Source organism: Lentzea sp. NPDC003310 (genome assembly GCF_040610935.1).
GTDB lineage: Bacteria > Actinomycetota > Actinomycetes > Mycobacteriales > Pseudonocardiaceae > Lentzea.
Map to the genome: position 1 here is coordinate 162,492 of NZ_JBEXNC010000016.1, position 18,265 is coordinate 180,756.

Below are 18,265 nucleotides of genomic sequence, written 5' to 3' on the forward strand. Positions count from 1 at the left end.
GGAATCCACCCGCCTACAGCGGAATCCACTCCGTCTTCACCGTGACCGACTCCAGCGCGTCCGGCAGCGGGGTCACGCCGAGCCCCGGGCCGGTCGGCACGGTCAGGTGGCCGTCGTCCAGCACGAACGGCTCGGTGACGTCCATCGCGTAGTAGCGGTCCGACGCCGAGGTGTCACCGGGCAGCGTGCAGCCCGGCAACGCCGCCAGCGCCACGTTCGCCGCCCGCCCGATGCCCGTCTCGAGCATCCCGCCGCACCACACCGCGATCCCGTGCGCCGCGCAGACGTCGTGGATGCGCCTCGCCTCCAGGTACCCGCCGACCCGGCCGGGCTTGATGTTGACGATCTGGCACGCGCCGAGCTTGATCGCGTCCGCCGCCGACGACGCCGAGGTGATCGACTCGTCCAGGCAGATCGGCGTCCGCACGACCTTCGCGAGCTCGGCGTGCGCGAGCAGCTCCTCCTCGTCCAGCGGCTGCTCGATCAGCAGCAGGTCGAACGGGTCGAGCTTCGCGAGGTGCCGGGCGTCGCCGAGGGTGTACGCGGTGTTCGCGTCCACCTGCAGCAGCACGTCGGCGAACCGCTCGCGCACCGCCCGCACCGGCTCGACGTCCCATCCCGGCTCGATCTTGAGCTTGATCCGCACGTACCCCTCGTCGACGTACCCGCCGACCGCGTCGAGCAGCTCCGGGATCGAGTTCATGATCCCCACCGACACCCCGCACGGCACGCGGTCGCGGGTCGCGCCGAGCTCCCGGCCGAACGACACGCCCCGCGCCCGCAGCTCGGCGTCCAGCACGGCCATCTCCAGCGCCGCCTTGGCCATCCGGTGCCCGCGGAACCGCTTCGTCCGCTGCGCCACCGAAAGCCCGTCGACCTCCCCGGTCAGCGCGGGGACGAGGAACCGCCGCAGCACGTCCGCGCTGCCCTCCAGGTACTCCGACGAGTACACCGGGTCGGCCATCGTGACGCACTCGCCCCAGCCCTCGCCCTCGTCGGTGACCGCGCGCAGCAGCAACAGCTGCCGCACGGTCTGCGTGCCGAACGAGGTGCGGAACGGCGACCGCAGCGGCATCTCGACCCAGCGCAGCTCCACCCCGTCGAGCTTCACGAGCCACTCCTCTCCACGACGTACCAGCCGGACCTGTCGAACCCGGTGACGCGGGCGCCGTCGGCCAGCAGGCCGCCGAGCACCTCCCGCACGGCGTGGCGCCACTCGGTCGCCGCGGGCGGGTTCGCGACCCGCAGCGCCTCGATGTCGGGCGGCACCGCGACCAGCACCGTCGTGCCCGAGCACGTGCCGCGCACGGGCCGCAGGTCGTCGGAGATCCCGAGCGCGACGGCGCCCGTGGCGCTCACGACCCGAGGCTGACCGGCGCAGGCCGCGACAGCCTCCGGGGAGCCGAGCCGCCACCGGATCAGCAGCCGGTCGCTCTCCTCTCCCGCGTTGATGTCGTCGTGCATCAGCCCGTAGAAGTCCGGCAGGTACTCGGCCGCGTCCGCGCCGAGCTTGCCCAGGTTGAAGTAGGCGTTGCGGCGCACCAGCGGGTCGAACGTCCAGGTGACCTCGCGCAGCCCCCGCTCGAGCGCCCACGTCCGCTGGTGCAGCTTCAGCGCGAAGCCGACGTTGCGCCCCCGCGCGCTCGCCGCCACCCCGGCGATGTGGCTGTGCAACGCGCCCGCGTCCGGCGGGGAGCAGAACCCGATGCACGCGCCGATCAGCTCGTCGCCGTCGAACGCGCCCGCCACGTAGCTGCCCGCCTTGGTCATCGCGCGCAGCAGCTCGGCGGTGACCGGGGGAGCGTTGCCGCTCGACCGCCAGATCGACTCGTACAGTCGTTGCGTGGCCACGAGTTCGGTGAACTCGTCGAGCCCGCGGACGACGACGTTCTGCGCCACCATCGTCATGTCAGCTCCTTCACCAGCGCCGCGAGCAGTTCCGTGCGCGGAACCAGCTCCGACACCAGCACGTGCTCGTGGTCCGCGTGCGCCCCGCCCCCGACGGCACCGAGCCCGTCGAGCGTCGGCACCCCCAGGCCCGCCGTGAAGTTGCCGTCGGACGCACCCCCGACGGCGGCCTGCGCGATGCCCGGCAGCAGTCCCGCGGCCAGGTCGAACAGGGCGGAGGACGCGGTCAGCTCCATCGGCGGCCGGTTCGGTCCGCCGGCCACCTCGACCTCCGCGCCGTCGAGCACGGGCCGCAGCGCCTTCATGTCCGCGTCGACCCGGAGCTGCTCGGCGATGGTCCGCACGCGCACGTCCACCATGAACTTCCCTTGCGCGGGCACGGTGTTCGTCGTCGTGCCGGACGACAGCACGGTCGGCACGACGGTCGTGCCGGCCTCGGCGTCGGCCAGTTCCGCGACGGCCAGGACCTGGTGCGCCGCCTCGATCGTCGCGTTCACGCCGCGCTCGGGTTCGAGCCCCGCGTGCGACGCGCGACCGTGCAACGTCACCTCGTACATGGACGTGCCCTTGCGCTCGGTCTTCAACGCGCCCCCGTCCGCCGAGCCCTCGCAGACCAGCACGGCCGCGTGCTCGACGGCCTCGGCCTCGATCAGCGGGCGCGACGACGGCGAGCCGATCTCCTCGTCACCGGTGACCAGCACCGTGACGCCATCGGGGGAGCCGAGCGCCGCGACGGCGTGGAAGATCATCGCGACGCCGGTCTTCATGTCGAAGCAGCCCGGTCCGCGCAGCACGCCGTCCTCGACGCCGAACGGGATCCGCGCGAGCGTGCCGATCGGCCACACCGTGTCGTGGTGGCCGAGCAGCAACACCTTGCGCGGCCCGGAACCCAGCCGCCAGCGCAGGTGGGTGCGGCCGTCGAGCACGATCCGCTCCGGTTCGGCCCCGAGCAGCGCGGCGCCCACCTCGGCGGTGACCTCCGCGCTGCGGGCGACCGCGGCCAGGTCGGTGGACGGCGACTCGCAGGACACGAGCCGCTCGATGTCGGTGAGCAGGTTCATTCAGGACACCTTCGGCGTGGCGCGGACACCCATGTGCACGTACCGCTCCCCGGTGGGCAGCGTGTAGAACACCAGGTTCGACCAGCTCTTCGAGTCCGGCCACTTGTAGAGGAAGACGTTGCCGCCCGCCGGCACGAGGTCGACCACCGGCAGCTTGGGGAACATGCCGGCCAGCGGTCCGGTGGCGGTCACGTCCAGCTGCAGGCCCTCCTCGCCCTCGAGGACGTCGAGGATCATGGACGCCCGCTCGTAGCGGCCGACGTGCTCGGACGTGTCGACGACGGGCGGGTCGGCGTCCGGCACGCGCGGCATCGGCATCTCGATGCCCGCGAGTTCGGCGAAGATCTCCTTGTACAGCTCCAGGTACACCTCGCGGGCCGTGTCGCCGTTGGTCAGCAAGGTGACCGCGAGGTCCTGCTCCGGGAGGATGCGCAGGAACGCGGACTGGCCGATCGTGTTGCCGTCGTGGCCGACCAGCCGGGCGCCGTCCCAGCCGAACCGGATCCAGCCGATGCCCCACGAGTCGCCCAGCGCCTCCGGGTCGGGCACGTCGGTCTGCTTCTCGGTCATCGCGGCGGCTGACTCCTCGGACAGCACCCGCGTGCCGTCCCCGGCGAGCCCGCCGGAGAGGTGCATGGCGGCGAACTTGAGGACGTCGGCGGTGCTGCCGAAGATCGTGCCGGCCGGGCCGACCGAGCGCGGCAGCATCCACACCGGTGCCGGCTGGAGCTTCTCGTCCTGGGTGACGTGACCGACGGCGGCGCGGTGCATCAGCGCCTCCTCCGGCAGCGTCCCGGTGCGGGTGAGGCCGAGCGGCGCGAAGAGCTTCTCGCGCATGGCGACGTCCCACGTCTTTCCGGTGAGCTTCTCGATCACCCGGCCCGCCAGCACGAAACCGGCGTTGCTGTAGGAGAACGTCGAGCCGAGCGGGTGGTTCTGGGCGGCGTCGGCGAGGAGCTCGGTGTAGCGCTCCAGGCAGTCGTCGCCGCGGCCGGTGTCGGTGAAGTTGTCGCCGTCGATGCCGCTGGTGTGCGTGAGGAGGTGCCGCATGGTCACCTTCTGCTCCACCACGGGGTCCGAGAGCTTCAGCTCCGGCAGCACCTCGACGATCGGCGCGTCGAGGTCGAGCAGGCCCTCGTCGACGAGCCGCATGACGACGGTCGTGGTGTACACCTTGCCCATCGAGCCGATCTGGAAGATCGTGTCGTCGGTGACCTCGACGCCGGTCGACAGGTTGAGCACGCCGTGGTGCGCGTGCAGCGTCTGTCCCTTGTAGAGGATGCCGAGCGCGGCGCCGGGCAGGTCGTGCTTCTTCGCGAGTGCGGACAGCCTGCGCTGCCAGTGCTTCTGGTCCAACGGCTTGCGCTGCTCGGCGTGCTCGCGGACCCAGTCGACGACGCGCTGGTTGAAGTCCGCGCGGTGCGAGGGCTTGCCGCCGAGGATGAACAGGTGCGACTCGTCCGGGTAGAGCACGAGCTTCGCCGGCACGTCGTTCTCGCGCAGCGCCGTGAACCACTGCTCGGCCTGGCCTGCGGGGCACCGGTCGTCGGACGCGCCCTGGTAGACCAGGGTCGGCGTGCGGACGTCGTCGACGCGCGTCAGCGGGGACAGCTCGGCGAGGTGGTCGCCGCGTCCGCCGAGCTCCTGCTCGGTCAGGTAGTGGCCGCCGTCGGACGTGCCCGCCATGCTGGTCAGGTCGCTGACCACGCCGCCCGCCACCGCTGCGGCGAACCGGCTGTCGCGGCTCGTCAGGTAGCAGGTCATGTAGCCGCCGTAGCTGTAGCCCGTGACGGCGAGCCGGTCCGCGTCGGCGAGTCCCTCGGCCACCAGCTGGTCGAGCGGTTCCAGGAAGTCCTTCGCGTCGGCCTTGCCCCACGCCCCGAGCGCGGCCCGGTAGAAGGCCTCGCCGTAGCCGTCGCTGCCGCGCGGGTTGAGCAGCAGCACGGCCCAGCCCTGCTGTGCGAGGACCTGGTGGTAGAGGTGGACGGGGTCGGCGGTGCCGTTCCACGCGTTGTGCGGGCCGCCGTGGATGTCGAGCAGCAGCGGCAGCGGCCCGGTGCGCTCGGGGTCGCGGACCAGCCAGCCGTGCACGACCGTGCCGTCCGAGATCGTGAACTCGCGCTCCTCGCGGACGAACGGCTCGACCTCGTTGTGTCCGGTGTGGACGGTGGTCTCGCCGCTCGTCAGGTCGACGGTGGCGACCTCGCCGTACGAGGTGGGCGTGCTCAGGACGATCGCGGCCTTGTCACCGACGACTGACAGCCCGGACACGACCTGGGAGTCGCCACCGAGGACGAGGCGCGGACCGTCGACGTCGGCGGCGTAGAGCTGGGTGCAACCCCGGTCGCGCGCGCAGAAGTACACGGTGTCCCCGCTCTGCACGGGCAGGCCGCCGGGGTAGCCCGCCATGCCGGGCATCACGTTGCGGTCCAGGGCCGCGGACAGGTCGCGGACCTCGCCGTCGAGCGAGAGCCGCAGCACGGAGAGGTGGCCCGCGTCCGCGGTGGTGCGGCCGGTGACGAGCAACCCGTCCTCGGTCCACGCGACCGTCGCGGCCTGTCCCTCGGCGAGGCCGACGAGCTTCGGCTCGCCGCCGTCGACGTCGACGACGTGCACCGGCGCGCGGAACGTGAGGTCCGCGTCCTGGTCGCGCCCGGCGGTGAAGGCGAGCTTCGTGCCGTCCGGGGACCAGGCGGGGGTGCTCGCGTGCCAGTCGCCGCTGGTCAGCTGCCGCACCTCCCGGGTCTCCAGGTCGAGGACGTGCAGGTGGGAGCGCACGCTGCGCAGGTAGCCGGCGCCGTCGGCCTTGTGGTCGAGGCGGGTCGTGACGATCGGTGCGGAGGCGTCCGCGATGTCGACCGGAGCGGAGAACGCGAGCCTGGTGCCGTCGGCGTTCCAGACCGGGGCGCCGGCGCCGAGCGGCAGGGTCGTCAGCTGCTCCGGCTCGCCGTCGAACAGCCAGACCTGGGCCGGTCCGTCCTGGGCGCGCAGGAACGCGATCGTGGCGCCGTCCGGCGACCACGCCGGCGACGAGTCGTTCCTGCCCCTGGTGAGCCGCTTGGTGGCGCCGTTCGAGACCCGCCAGAGCGCGCGTTCGTCGCGGTCCTCGTCGCGGTTCGTGGTGCGCAGGACGTAGACGATCTCGGCACCGTCGGGCGAGAGGGCGGGCTGCTCGGGCAGCGCGTGGCCGTACAGGTCCTCGATGGTGGTCACGTTGCGGATCCCCTCAGTTCGGTGCGGAACAGGTCGAGCACGTTCTGACCGAGGACGCGCACGATGTCGTCCTCCGGCCAGCCCCTCTTCTGCAGTGCCTCGGTCACCAGCGGCAGCCCCGCCGGTCCCTCCAACCCTGGCAGGAACCGGTCGGTCCGGACGCCCTCGATCACCGGCGCCTCACAGCACGGCGGGGTGACGTCCTCCAGGACCTCCTTGACGAAGTCCGGGCCGAGACCGACGCGGTGCACGCCCATGACGCCCGCGACGTGCTCGATGTGGTCGACCAGGCGGTCGATCGTGAAGTCGGACTCGTGCAGGAACGGTGCGAAGAAGTTGACGCACACCACCCCGCCGCCCGCCGCGATGCCCCTCAGTTGCTCGTCGGTCAGGTTGCGGTGGTGGTCGCGCAGCGCCCGTGCCGACGAGTGCGTCGCCATCACCGGACGGGTCGAGAGCTCCAGCACGTGGTCGACGCCCGCCGCGCCCAGGTGGCTGACGTCGAAGATCATGCCGAGGCGTTCCATCTCGGCGTGGGCGCGCACCCCGGCCCTGGTCAGCCGGCTGCCGGTGCCGTCCTCGCCGCTGCCGTCGGCCAGCGCCGTGCGGCCGAAGTGGGCGAGGGACGCGATCCGCACGCCCAGCCGGTACAGGGTCTCGAGCAGCTCCACGTCCTCGCCGACGCCCGGCGCGCTCTCCAGCGCGAGCACCAGCGCGATCCGGTCCGCCGCCAGTGCCTCGTCGATGTCGGACGCGCTGTGGCAGAGCCGGGTCTCGGGGCTCGCCGCGGCGATGCGGTGGGCGGCCTCGATCATCCGCAACGTCTGCCGCAGCGCCCCCTCCGGGCGGAACACGTCGTCCACGAACACCGGCAGGACCTGCAGGTTCACCCCGCCCTGCTGGAGCTGGGGGAGCCAGCGCTCGCGGAAGTGCGGCACCCAGCGCTCGACCGGGCGGTGCGCGACGGCGTCCAGCAGGTCGTTGTGGGTGTCCGCGACGACGCTGCGCCCGTGCAGATCGTCGATCATGAAGCCTCCAGCCTCGTGGTGCGTCTCGGCGCGGCCGCGAGCAGCGCGCGCGTGTACTCGTGCCCGGGGTGGTCGAGCACCCGGGCGGCAGGCCCCTCCTCGACGATCCGGCCGTCCTTCATCACCGCGATGCGGTCGCTCACGTACCGCACGACGGCGAGGTTGTGCGAGATGAACAGCATGGAGAGGCCGAGCTGTCGTTGCAGGTCGCGCACCAGGTTCAGCACGGCGCCCTGCACGGACACGTCCAGCGCGGACGTGATCTCGTCGGCGATGACGACCTTCGGCCTGCCGGCGAGCGCCCTGGCCAGCGCGACGCGTTGCCGCTGCCCGCCGGACAGGCGCGCCGGCAGGTCCGCGGCCCGGCCGGGGTCGAGGTTCACCAGTTCGAGCAGCCGCGCGACCTCGGCCTTGCGGTTCGTGCCACGCGGCATCGCCTCGGCGATGGAGTTCCCGATGCTCATCCGCGGGTCGAGCGAGGAGTACGGGTCCTGGAAGACCATCTGGACCTTGCCGTCCGCCCGCACGTGGCCCGAGGTCGGCTTGCGGAGGCCGACCGCGGTGGCGGCGAGCGTCGACTTGCCGGAGCCGGACTCGCCGACGAGGCCCACGACCTGGCCGGACGGCACGGTGAGGCTGACGTCGTCGACCGCCGTGCGGTGGCCGAACCGGACGGTGACGCCGGTGAAGACGAGTTCGCTCATCGCACCCCTGCCAGTTCGCTCTCGGACTTCCAGCACGCGACCCGGTGGCCGTCGCGCAGGGTCGTGAGGTCGGGTTCCTCGGTCCGGCACTGCTCGTCGGCCAGCGGGCAGCGCGGCGCGAACGGGCACCCCGGGCCGATCTCGCCGGGCTCGGGCGGCCGTCCCGGGATGACCGCGAGCGGCGCGTCCCGGTCGGTGTCCATGTCCGGCACGGCCTTGAGCAGCGCGGTCGTGTACGGGTGGCGCGCGGCCTCGAACAGCTCGTCGGTCGGCAGCTCCTCGACGATCCGGCCCGCGTACATCACCAGCACCCGGTCGCAGGTCTGCGCGACGACCGTGATGTCGTGGCTGATCAACAGGACCGCGGCGCTGCGGTCGTGCCGGATCTGGGCGAGCAGCCGCAGCACCTCCTGCTGCACGGTGACGTCGAGCGCGGTGGTGGGTTCGTCGGCGATCACCAGCTGCGGCTCGCCCATCAGCCCCATCGCGATCATCGCCCGTTGCCGCATGCCGCCGGAGAACTCGTGCGGGTACTGGCCCGTGCGGTGCTCCGGCTCCGGGATCCGCACGGCGCCCAGCCGGTCGGCCGCCTTGCGCAGCGCGGCTTTCCGCGACATCCCCTGGTGCACCTCGGACACCTCGGCGAGCTGCCGGCCGATGCGCTGGGTCGGGTTGAACGACGTCGTCGGGTCCTGGAACACCATCGCCAGCCGCGTGCCGAGCTCCTGGTCCTTCGTCTCGTGCAGCGGCTTCCCGTTGAACGCCAAGGTGTCCGCGGTGACGGTGCCGGGGTGTTCGACGAGCCGCGACACGGCCAGCGCGGTGAGGCTCTTGCCGGACCCGGACTCGCCGACGACACCGATCATCTCCCCGTCGTGGACGGTGAACGAGACCCCGCGCACGGGCTCGACACCGCCGGGGAAGGTGACCCGCAGGTTGCGCACGGTCAGCAGGCCGTCGTGCGGTCCTTCACCCGCGGGGTGCGGGGTTTCTCCGGTCACGGCGCGCGTGCGCTGCCGGTGCCCGGCCGCCGCGGCCTCGCCGAACAGGTTGAACGCGAGCCCGGCGACCACCACGGCCACCGCCGCCCCGAGTGCGGGAGCGGGCGTGACGTAGATGCGGTTGAGCCCCTCGCCGAGCAGCCGGCCCCAGTCGTAGGACGGCGCCTGCACACCGATCCCGAGGAACGACAGACCGGCGAACGCGGTCAGCGCCGACCCCGCCGCCAGGGTGGCGTTGACGACGAGCGGCTCGGCGATGTTGGGCAGCACGTGCCGGGTGAGGATGCGGAACCCGCCCACTCCGCACACCCTGGCCGCCGCGATGAAGTCGCGCCCGCTCACCGAGGCCGTCAGCGTCTGGGTGAGCCGCGCGAACGACGGCGCGATCGCGAACCCGATCGCGAGCACCGCGCCCGTCGTGCCGGTGCCGAAGATGACCGCGAAGAACAGCGCCAGCAACAGCCCGGGGAACGCGACGGCGATGTTGACGGCCGAGGTGACCACCCTGGCCGCCCACCGCGGCAGCACGGCCGGGACCGAGCCGAGCACGAGCCCGGTCACGACGCCGATCAGCGTGGCCAGCAGCGCCAGTCCGATCGTGAGCCGGGTGGCCACGAGCACGCGGTAGAAGATGTCGCGGCCGAGCTGGTCGGTGCCGAGGAGGTGCTCGGCGGACGGCCCCTGCCCGATCGCGTCGGTGTCGATGGCCGCCGCCCGGTCGCCCCACAGCAGCGGCGCGAAGACCGCCAGCAGCACGAGGACCACGAGGAGGACGGCGGAGGCGGCGCCCACGGGGGAGCGCAGGACGGTCAGGCGACGCATGCTGCCTCCGCATCGGTGGGCAGGGGAGCAGGACACACGACCGGGGTCGCTGCGGGGACCGGCGCCATCACGCCTCCCTGATCGTCGACCGCGGGTCCAGCAGCGCCAGCACCACGTCCACCACCAGGTTCACCAGCAGCACCCCGGCCCCGTACACCAGCACGATCCCCTGCACGGCCGGGTAGTCCTTCTGCTGGATGGAACCGACGATGGTCGACCCGAGGCCGGGCCACGCGAACACGTTCTCCACCAGCACGGTCCCCGCCACCAGGGCGGCGAGCATCATGCCGCCCAGGGTCAGGGTCGCGGTGACGGCGTTGGGCAGCGCGTGCCGCACGTACACGAGACGTGACGGCAGGCGCTTGGCCCGTGCGGTGCGCACGTAGTCGTTGCCCAGCACGGACAACAGCTCGACCCGCACGATCCGCGCGAGCACCGCGGCCGGGCCGATCGCGAGCGCCAGCACGGGCAGCACCCACGAGCCGGCGGCGTCGTCGCCCGCCACCGGGAACAGCCCGAGCTGCACGGCGAACAGGCTCACCAGGCCCACGGCGAGCAGGAACTCCGGCACCGCCGCCAGCACCACGCTGGACGAGGTGAACGCCAGCTCGCCACCGCGCCGGCGGCCGCCCCTCGTGAGCACGGCCATCCCGACGCCGACCGGCACCGCCACGACGACCACGACCAGGAACGCGAGCACGGCGAGCTGCACGGTCGCCGGCAGGCGGTCGCCGATCAGCGACGCCACCGGGGTGCCGCTCACCAGCGACGTGCCGAACTCGCCCCGGAACAGGCCGCTGAGGTAGTGCCAGTACTGCACGGGCAGCGGGTCGTCGAGGCCCAGTGCGGCGCGGCGGGCGGCGACCAGGTCCGGAGGCGCCGCGAGACCGAGGGACTCGCGGACCGGGTCGCCCGGGATCAGGTGGATCATCAGGAAGGCCGCGGTCACCAGCACCCACAGCGAGGTCACGAACCGCAGTGCCCGCCGCCGTGCGAACGGGACCCAGGTCATGACGCCAGCATCCGGATCGAGGTCGGGTCGAGGCTGTCGCTGACCGTGAACTTCGCGCCCTTCACGAACGTCGGGACGATCGCGTCGAAGTACGGCACCAATGACGCGTCGCGGACGAGCGCGGCCTCGGCCTTGTTCCACTGCTCGCAGCCCTCGGCTCCGGGCAGCGAGGCGGCCTGCTTGGCCGCCGCCTCGAACTCGGCGTTGGCGATGTGGCCGAAGTTCACGCCCTGCGGCGGCACCGGACCCGATGCGAACGGGACGAGCTGGCTCGGCAGCGACAACGTCAGCGGCACCATCGACACGTCCCACGCGCCGGTGCCGAACAACGTCTGGTTGATGCCGGCGGCGTCCACGGGCGCGATCTCGACCTTCACGCCGATCCCTTGCCACGCCTGCTGGACGAGCTCGGCGGTCGCGGTCACGGTCGGCCCGACGACGGTCGGCTGCAGCAGCTTCACCGCGAGCGGCGTGCCGTCCTTGGCCCGCGTGCCGTCCGCACCGGCCCGCCACCCCGCCGAGTCGAGCGCGCTCGTCGCGGCCGCCTTGTCGAACGCGGGCACGTTCGGGCCCACGTTGTCACCGGTGCACGGGCGGGGCTGCACGGTCACGAGCGACTGCGAGGGCCTGCCCTTGCCGCTGGTGAGCACCTTGCCGACCTGCGCGAGGTCGAGCGCCTGCACGAGCGCCCGCCGCACCGCCGGGTCCTTGCCGGGGTGGCCGTCGGCCTGGTTGAACGTGAGCGTGCCGAGCGGCGTGGCGTTGTCGACGTGCTCGAGCTTCTGCGCCAGCAGGCGTTCCTGATCCGGTCCCGCCACGGTCGCGGCGCTGAGCTGGCCCTGCAGCAGCAGGTTCACCGCGGTGGTCTCGTTCGCGATCACCCGCACGACCACCTGGTCCGGCAGGCCCTGCTGGTCCGCCTGCCAGTCGCCGGGACCCCACTTGAAGTCCTTGCGCCGCTGCAGGGTGTAGTGGTCGTTGGGCACGATCTCCGACACGGTGAACATGCCGGTGCCCTGCTCGCCCTTGGCCAGCAACGACCGGTCGGCGAGCCCCTTGGCGCACACGATCGGCAGCGTGCCGACGTTGGTCAGCAGGAACGCGTCCGGCGCCCCGCTCGTCACCGTGACGGTGCGGGTCGCCTCGTCGGCCGTCGCGGTCGTGCCCGGCACGACCTGGATCCCGGCGAGCGGCGACTTGTTCGCGGGATCGCCCACGAACGTGATGTTCGCGGCGACGTCGGTGGCGGTCAGCGGCGCGCCGTCGGGGCACGTGATGCCCTGGCGCAGCGTGAAGCTGGCCGTCGTGACGGTCGCCTCCCACTTCTCGGCGAGCCCGGCCACGATGTCGCCGTTCGCCGTGCGTTCGATCAGCCTGCCGTAGAGGAACCGGCCGACCTGGCGCGCCACGGACAGCACCGTGAGCGCGGGGTCGAGCGAACCCGGATCGGCGGCGACCGACATCGTGAACGTCTTGCCGTCGGCCAGTTGCGAACTCCCCGAGTTCGCCGAGGTGCCGCAGCCTGTCAGGACCACGGCCGCGAGCAGGGCCACCGCGCGCTTCATGACGTCCTCCGGATTTCCTCGACGGCGAGCCTCCCGGCGCGGCCGATCACCGCGTCGGCGGCGGGATCGCGCAGGTCGAGCGAGCCCGCGCGGGTGAAGACGGCGACGGCGTAGGCGCGGCCGTCGGGGTAGGTGACGACGCCCGCCTCGTTGCGGACGGTCGGCAGCGTGCCGGTCTTGGCGGCGACCGCGACGTCGGCGGGGAAGCCGGACGCGAGCCGGTGCGGCCAGATCTGCCGGCCCATGATTTCGCGCACCCGTTGGCACGCCTCGGGTGCGGCGGCGCGGTCGGTCCAGATCGCGTCCAGCAGCGCGGTGATCTCCCGCGGTGTCGAGGAGGTGGTGCGTTCGGGGTCCACAATGGACAGCTTGGGCACCAGCAGCGGGTCGGCGAGCGCGTCCTCGACGTCCTCGGTGCCGACGTCGGCGACCACCGACGCGAAGAGGTCCTCGCAGCAGCCCAGGATCCGGGTGCGCGGCAGCCCGGCCACCACCGCGTCGACGGCGGCCTGCCCGACGCGGTGGAAGATCACGTCGGTCGCCGCGTTGTCGCTCATCGTCATCATGAACAGCGCGAGGTCGCGCCAGCTCATCTCGACGTCGTCCGCGCACCCGGCCGTGCCGATCCCGCCGATGCGGTAGCGGGAGGTGACGCGCGTCCGTGCGGACTCGTCGAGCCGGCCCGCCGCGACCTCGGCCGCGTAGGCCACGGCGACCGGGATCTTGAACACCGACGCCAGCACCACCGGCTCGTCGGCGCCGTGGCCCGCCTCCCGGTCGCCCGCGCCGATCTCGCGGGCGTGGACGAACCCCTCCACGCCCGCGTCGGCGAACACCCCGGCGAAGGTCACCGCGCCACCCGGCGGTCCGCCCGGCCGGTGTGCAGGAACAGCGCGCGCCCGCTGCCGTCGTCGCCGACGAACGCGTGCGGCATGTGGATGCCCATCACGGGTTCCGCCGCCACGAGGGTGTCGTCGCGCCACGGCACGAGCTCGGTCTTCCCGGCGGACTCCGGGCTGACCTCGGCCATGATCCCCTTGGGGACGAGCTCCATCCAGATCCGGCCGTCCTCGTCCTGCGTGACGACCCGTTCCGCGACCGACGAGACGTACACGCCGGTGAACCGCGCGCCGTCGAGCTTCGGCGGTTTCGCCGCCGGCTCGGGCATCGCGGGCAGCTCGACACCGGTGAGCTCGCGCAGCACGTGCCGGAAGATCGCCTGGTAGAGGTCGACGGTCTTGCCGCCGTTGGTCAGCAACGCCACCGCGACACCGTGCTCGGGCACGAGGCGCAGGAACGCGTTCTGCCCGATCGTGCCGCCGTCGTGGCCGATGACCGTCCCCTGTGGATAGTGGAACAGCTCCCAGCCCAGGCCCCACGCGTCGCCCATCAGCGCGAGGTCCGGCACCTGCACCTGCACCTCGCGCATGGCGGCGGCACTGGCGGGGGAGAGCACACCGGCACCGTCGTTCAGGTGCATCCGCGCGAACTTCAGCAGGTCACCGGGGCTCATCGCGAGGGTCGACCCGGCCGGAGCGTTGGACCGCACGAGCGCCCAGACCGGTGCCACCTGCGGCCCGGTCTCCTCGTCGGGCGTCAGGTGCCCGACGGCGGCGCGGTGCATGATCGCGTCGTAGGCGTCCGCGGCGGCGTGGGTCAGGCCGAGCGGCGCGAACAGGTGCTCGCGCAGGCAGTCGTCGTAGGACTTGCCGCGCATCACCTCGACGATCCGGCCGAGCACGACGTAGCCCGCGTTGTTGTAGCTGAACATCTCGCCCGGCGCGAAGAGCTGGGGCGTGTCGTGCAGCGTGGCGACGTACTTCTCCACGCAGTCGTCGCCGCGGCCCGTGTCGGTGAAGAGGTCGCCCTCGAAGCCCGCCGTGTGGTTCATCAGCTGCCGCACCGTGATCCGCGCGGCGGCGTCCTCGTCGGCGATGCGGAAGTCGGGCAGGTAGTCGCGCACCGGCGCGTCGAGGTCCAGCAGGTCCTCGTCGACCAGTTGCATGGCAAGGGTCGTCGTCCAGACCTTGGTGATCGACCCGATCTGGAACACCGAGTCGGTCGTCGTCTCGACGCCGGTGTTCTTGTTGAGCACGCCCGCGGCGGCCTCGGCCACCTCGTCGCCGACGCTGACGGCGACCGCGGCACCCGGCACGTCGTACTCGGCCACCAGCCGGGGCAGGTTCTCCCGCAACCACTCGTTGATCTCGTTGAGCTTGGACATCCGCGCGCCCCATCCAGGTCGACGTGACTCCGGTCACCGTGAACGCTAGGTTCGGCGCCCGCACGCTCACCTCGTCGCAGCCGACGAATCTGACCTCGCCGATCTGTCCGCGCCGACGAACCCGGCCGGAGGTGGAGCCTGCTCCACCCCGCGCTCGGCAGTCTGCGTGATCGCCGCGGGACCCCTCGCGAAATTACGTTCTCGGCCAGAAGACGTTGCGAGCCAAGGAGAACGTGATGAGGTCAGACGCGCTGTCGTTGCAGGCGGTGCGGAAGGTGTACGGCTCGGGCGGTGGCGCGGTCACCGCCCTGGACGAGGTCACCGTCGGCATCGGGCGGGGCACGTTCACCGCCGTCATGGGCCCGTCCGGCTCGGGCAAGAGCACCTTCCTGCACTGCGCCTCGGGCATGGACCGGCCGACGTCCGGGCGCGTGCTGCTCGGCGACACCGACCTCGGCGGCCTGAAGGAGGCCGCGCTGACGCAGGTGCGGCGCGACCGGATCGGGTTCGTGTTCCAGGCCTACAACCTGCTGCCGTCACTCACCGTCGAGCAGAACATCACGCTGCCGCTGCGCCTCGCCGGCCGCTCGGCCGACCGGGCGTGGCTGCGCGAGATCGTCACCAGGGTCGGCCTGGACGGCCGCCTCGACCGGCTCCCCGCCGAACTGTCCGGCGGCCAGCAGCAGCGCGTCGCGATCGCCCGGGCACTGGTCGCCCGCCCCGAGGTCGTGCTCGCCGACGAACCGACCGGCGCGCTCGACTCCCGCACCGCGCACCAGGTCCTGGTGCTGCTGCGGTCCATTGTGGACGAGATGGGTCAGACGGTCCTGATGGTCACGCACGACCCGGTGGCCGCCTCGGCCGCGCACAGCGTGCTGTTCCTCGCGGACGGCCGCCTGGCGGGCTCGCTCGCCGACCCGACGCCCGAGCGCGTGGCCGAGCGCATGACGCACCTCGGGGAGTGGTGAGCCGTGGGGAACGTGTGGCAGGTGCTGAGCGCGGAACTGGTGGCGTGCGCGGTCGCGTGCGCGTGGCGGATCGTGGGGAGTGATCGGCGGTGCTGACCCTCGCCTGGCAGACCGTGAAGACCCGCGTCGGCGGGTTCGCGGGCGCGTTCGTCGCGATCCTGTGCGGCACGGCGCTCGTCGCCGCGTGCGGTGTCCTGATGGAGTCCGGCTTCCGCGGCGGCGTGCCGACCCAGCGCTACGCGGCCGCCGAGGCGGTCGTCACCGGCGACCGGACCGTGCGCCCGCCCGGCGCCGACGTGCTGGCGTTCGAACACGCGGCCGAGCAGCCGGCCATCCCCGCGTCGCTGGTCGCGAAGGTCGCGGCGGTGCCCGGCGTGAAGGCCGCGGTCGCCGAGCAGACCTTCCCGGCCGTCGTGGTCGGGGCGGACGGGCAGCCGGTCGCGGACAAGCCGTCCTTCGGGCACAACTGGGAGTCGGCGGTGCTGGCGCCGTTCGCGCTCGTGGCGGGCAACGCGCCGAAGCCCGGTGAGGTGGTGCTCGACTCGGGGCTCGCGGCACGGGCCGGGGTCGCGGTGGGCGGCGAGGTGCGGGTGATGGTCCGCTCGGCGCCGGTGGCGTACCGGGTCGCGGGGATCGCGGCGACCGCGGGGCAGGGTGGCGCGTCCGGGGGAGGGGAGAAGGCGTCGCAGGGCACCAGCCGGCCAGGCACCAGCCAGCCGGGTTCCAGTCAGCCGGGTTCCAGTCAGCCGCCCACCAGCGGCGAACCGGCCCCCGACCGACCCGGCAGCAGCGGATCCCGCCAGGCCGCCGTCTTCTTCCACGCCACCCAGGCCACCGACCTCTTCGGCCGCCCCGACCAGGTCTCCGCGATCGGCGTCCTCGCCGACCCCGGCACCTCCGGCCTCCCGGACCGCGTCCAGGCCGCCCTCGGCGGCGACCACGTCACCGTCTCGTCCGGACCCGACCGCAGCGCCGCCGAGTTCGACGACGTCAGTCAGACCAAGTCGATCCTCGCGATCCTCGCCGGCTCGTTCGGCGGGTACGCGGTCCTGGTCGCCATCTTCGTCGTGGCCAGCACCCTCGCCCTGACCGTCGAGCAACGCCGCCGCGAGTTCGCGCTGCTGCGGGCCGTCGGCGCGACCCCGCGGCAGATCCGCCGGCTGATCGGCGTCGAGACGACCGTCGTCTCGGTGGTCGCGGGTGTGCTCGGCAGCCTGCTCGGCATCGGCGTGGCCCACGGGCTGCGGGCGGCGTTCGCGCGGATCGGCGTGGTGCCGGACGACTTCGCGTTGTCGATCAGCCCGATCCCGCTGGCCGCGGCCCTGCTGATCGGGGTGGGCGCGGCCAGGCTCGCGGCCTGGAGCGCCGCCCGCAGGCCGTCGTCGATCAACCCCGTCGAGGCGCTCGGCGAGGCCGCCGTGCAGAAGCGCGACGTCGGGCGGGTGCGGCTCGCGATCGGCTGGGTGCTCACCGCGATCGGGCTCGGCGCGACCGGCGTGCCGCTGGTCGTGGGCGGGCAGATCGGGGCGGCGATCTCGGTGATGGCGGCGCTCGTGCTGATCATCGGGCTGACGCTGACCGGTCCACGGCTGATCGGGGCGGCGGTGCGGGTGATCGCGCCGGTCCTCGCGAGGTCCGGGGTGAGCGGGTACCTGGCGGGCGCGAACGTCGTGCGGAACTCCCGCAGGCTCGCGGCGGCGGTGACGCCGCTGATGCTGGCCATCGGGTTCGCGGTGGTCAACTTCTACAGCCAGACGACGCTCACGGCCGCCGTGGGGCAGCAGACCGAGCGCTCGATCACCGCCGACCACGTCATCACCGGCGTCACGGGCGTGCCGGCCGAGGTCGTGCGGCAGGTCGAGGGCGGTACGGCGACGTCGCTGGTGCGCACGCAGGTGATCACCGCGCGGACGACCGGGGACAGCGTCGAGGTGCAGAGCCGGCCCGCCAACGGGCTCGACTCCACCGCGAGCGGCATGGTCGACCTGGGCGTCGTGTCCGGCACCCTCGACGACCTGCGGCCGGGCACGGTCGCGCTGGGCGCCGCGCACGCCTCGTGGGAGGACAAGAAGATCGGCGACACCGTCGAGTTCTGGTTCGCGGACGGTCAGCAGGCCAAGCTGAAGGTCGTCGCCACCTACGAGCACGACCTCGCGTTCGGCGACTACGTGCTGTCCGCCGCCGACGCCCGTGCGCACACCACGGCCGGCATGGACAGCGCGGTGCTGGTGAAGTCCGGCGACGCCGGGCAGCTCGGCGACCTGGTCAGCCGCTATCCCGGCCTCCAGGTCACCGAACGGGTGGTGGCGCAGGAGCGCGGTGCCGAGCGGACCCAGTTCCTGCTCAACCTCGTCGCGGTCGGTGTGATCCTCGGCTACGTCGCGATCTCCGTGTCGAACACGCTGGTGATGTCCACGGCCGCCCGCCGCCGCGAGTTCGCGCTGCTGCGGCTGGTCGGCACCGGACGGCGCCAGGTCGTGCGGATGATGCGGGCCGAGGCCCTGCTGACGGCCGGGCTGGCCGCTGTGCTCGGGTCGCTCGTGGCGGCGGTGCCGCTGGCCCTGCTCGCGGTCGGGCTCACCGGCAGCCCCCTGCCCTCCGGGCCGGTCTGGGTCTACCCCGGCGCGCTCGCCGGAGCCGCGCTGATCGGCGTGGTGTCGATCGCGGTGGCCACCCGCCTGTCGTTGCGGGCCAGGCCGATCGACGCGATAGGCAGCCGGGAGTGAACGACGGAGGGGGCCACCCGCGGGTGGCCCCCT

At 72.8% G+C, this 18,265-nt stretch carries 12 protein-coding genes and 1 pseudogene; 2 read left to right on the top strand and 11 right to left on the bottom strand.

Annotated elements, in window-relative coordinates; genetic code table 11:
• Window positions 1–13 precede the first annotated feature (13 nt).
• The 11 genes and pseudogenes from menC to ABZX02_RS31075 form a co-directional block, all read right to left on the bottom strand.
• On the bottom strand, window positions 14–1,111 hold the full coding sequence (gene menC, locus ABZX02_RS31025; RefSeq protein WP_355303373.1) for an o-succinylbenzoate synthase: 1,098 nt from the start codon (window positions 1,109–1,111) through the stop codon (window positions 14–16).
• A complete protein-coding gene (locus ABZX02_RS31030; RefSeq protein ID WP_355303375.1) occupies window positions 1,108–1,908 on the bottom strand; it encodes a GNAT family N-acetyltransferase in 801 nt (266 codons plus the stop codon). The genes menC and ABZX02_RS31030 overlap by 4 nt, the downstream gene beginning before the upstream one ends.
• Window positions 1,905–2,969, bottom strand: a complete 1,065-nt coding sequence (locus tag ABZX02_RS31035; RefSeq protein ID WP_355303376.1) for a M20 family metallopeptidase — start codon at window positions 2,967–2,969, stop codon at window positions 1,905–1,907. The genes ABZX02_RS31030 and ABZX02_RS31035 overlap by 4 nt, the downstream gene beginning before the upstream one ends.
• Window positions 2,970–6,182, bottom strand: coding sequence for a serine hydrolase (locus ABZX02_RS31040; RefSeq protein ID WP_355303378.1), 3,213 nt, complete (start codon window positions 6,180–6,182; stop codon window positions 2,970–2,972).
• The gene (locus tag ABZX02_RS31045; protein WP_355303380.1) at window positions 6,179–7,210 is read right to left on the bottom strand and encodes a membrane dipeptidase; all 1,032 of its coding nucleotides are present in this window, start codon (window positions 7,208–7,210) and stop codon (window positions 6,179–6,181) included. The genes ABZX02_RS31040 and ABZX02_RS31045 overlap by 4 nt, the downstream gene beginning before the upstream one ends.
• 26 nt (window positions 7,211–7,236) lie before the next feature.
• Window positions 7,237–7,914 (bottom strand): annotated as a pseudogene (locus tag ABZX02_RS31050) (ATP-binding cassette domain-containing protein); the annotation flags it as partial.
• The gene (locus ABZX02_RS31055; protein WP_355303382.1) at window positions 7,911–9,737 is read right to left on the bottom strand and encodes a dipeptide/oligopeptide/nickel ABC transporter permease/ATP-binding protein; all 1,827 of its coding nucleotides are present in this window, start codon (window positions 9,735–9,737) and stop codon (window positions 7,911–7,913) included. The pseudogene ABZX02_RS31050 and the gene ABZX02_RS31055, both read right to left, overlap by 4 nt.
• Before the next feature lie 67 nt (window positions 9,738–9,804).
• Window positions 9,805–10,749 carry an ABC transporter permease gene (locus ABZX02_RS31060; RefSeq protein WP_355303384.1) on the bottom strand — a complete coding sequence of 315 codons (945 nt, stop codon included), beginning with the start codon at window positions 10,747–10,749 and terminating at the stop codon, window positions 9,805–9,807.
• A complete protein-coding gene (locus ABZX02_RS31065; protein ID WP_355303386.1) occupies window positions 10,746–12,314 on the bottom strand; it encodes an ABC transporter substrate-binding protein in 1,569 nt (522 codons plus the stop codon). Before ABZX02_RS31065 ends, ABZX02_RS31060 begins: the two co-directional genes overlap by 4 nt.
• Complete coding sequence (locus ABZX02_RS31070; RefSeq protein ID WP_355303388.1) at window positions 12,311–13,165, bottom strand: serine hydrolase; 855 nt, start codon at window positions 13,163–13,165, stop codon at window positions 12,311–12,313. The genes ABZX02_RS31065 and ABZX02_RS31070 overlap by 4 nt, the downstream gene beginning before the upstream one ends.
• Entirely contained in the window at window positions 13,162–14,538 is a 1,377-nt protein-coding gene (locus ABZX02_RS31075; RefSeq protein ID WP_355303390.1) for a serine hydrolase domain-containing protein, read from the bottom strand. The genes ABZX02_RS31070 and ABZX02_RS31075 overlap by 4 nt, the downstream gene beginning before the upstream one ends.
• A 236-nt stretch (window positions 14,539–14,774) precedes the next feature.
• Here ABZX02_RS31075 and ABZX02_RS31080 point away from each other — a divergent pair, with 236 nt between their 5' ends.
• Both ABZX02_RS31080 and ABZX02_RS31085 read left to right on the top strand, forming a co-directional pair.
• Window positions 14,775–15,506 (top strand): ABC transporter ATP-binding protein, encoded by a 732-nt coding sequence (locus ABZX02_RS31080; RefSeq protein ID WP_355303392.1) that lies wholly within the window; start codon window positions 14,775–14,777, stop codon window positions 15,504–15,506.
• A gap of 89 nt (window positions 15,507–15,595) precedes the next feature.
• Complete coding sequence (locus ABZX02_RS31085; protein ID WP_355303394.1) at window positions 15,596–18,232, top strand: ABC transporter permease; 2,637 nt, start codon at window positions 15,596–15,598, stop codon at window positions 18,230–18,232.
• Window positions 18,233–18,265 lie beyond the last annotated feature (33 nt).